The 962-nt window shown below is 72.5% G+C and carries 1 protein-coding gene; it reads left to right on the top strand.

The window, feature by feature from the left end:
- Positions 1–280 precede the first annotated feature (280 nt).
- Positions 281–962: IclR family transcriptional regulator (locus AC27IQ_RS25705; RefSeq protein ID WP_487091328.1), on the top strand; the 682-nt coding region annotated here is incomplete at its 3' end.

Genomic DNA, 962 nt, shown 5'->3' with positions numbered 1-962 from the left:
GGCGGCGTCGATCTCGGCCGGGGTGGATTCGGGCCAGGCGGCGCCGTGGGGCTGGCCGGTGCGGGCGTCGATGGATTGCAGGGTGTTGTCGGGCATGGAGGTTCCTGAAAAGGGCAAGGGCCGTCGCGGCCTGCTGTCTCACTGAATGGAATTGTTCGCCGATCGGCAGGGGCCCGCCGTTGGGAGCCTGCCATCGTAATGAAAGGGCGAGCCGCCTAAAATCCCTGCGGCCCGCCGCCCCCTCCCCGCGCGGTTCTGAATTCCATTTCGTGAGACAAACATGCCTGCATCGCCCGGAGACGGCACCGCCGCGCTCGAAAAAGCCCTCGACGTGCTGGACGCCGTGGGCGCCGCGCCGCAGGGCCTGAGCCACGCCGACCTGGCAGCGCGGCTGGCGTTGCCCCGCACCACGGCCTACCGCCTGCTGGCCACGCTGGTGGCGCGCGGCATGCTGCGCCGCGATCCGCTGCGCAAGGTGTACTGCCTGGGTGTGCGCTGCTTCGAGCTGGCACGCCAGGCCCATGCCATGCCCGATCTGGCCGCGGCGGCCGTGATGGAACTGCGCACGTTGCGCGACCTGACGGGCGAGACCACCTACCTGGCCGCGCTGGACGGGCGCGACGTGGTGTCGCTGGAGCGCTGCGATGGCGCGCACAGCCAGCGCTCGTCCAGCGCGCTGGGCCAGCGCAAGCCGGTGTACTGCACCAGCCAGGGCAAGGCCATCCTCTCCGCCATGGACGGCGCGGCGCGCGATGCCCTGGTGCGCGAACTGGTGCTGCGTCCCCTCACGCCCCGCACGCTGACCGACCGGCGGCGCCTGCTGGCCGAGCTGCGGGTGACGGCGGCGCGCGGCTACGCGATCGACGACGAAGAGATCGTGCCCGGCGTGCGCTGCGTGGGCGCGCCCATCATCGACGGCCTCGGCCAGGTGCGCGGCGCGCTCAGCGTGGCCGGGCCGGCCT

The organism is Acidovorax sp. KPB24-07 (assembly GCF_057543315.1).
Note: the sequence above shows the minus strand (reverse complement) of the source record. Positions and strands in the feature narration are given on the sequence as shown.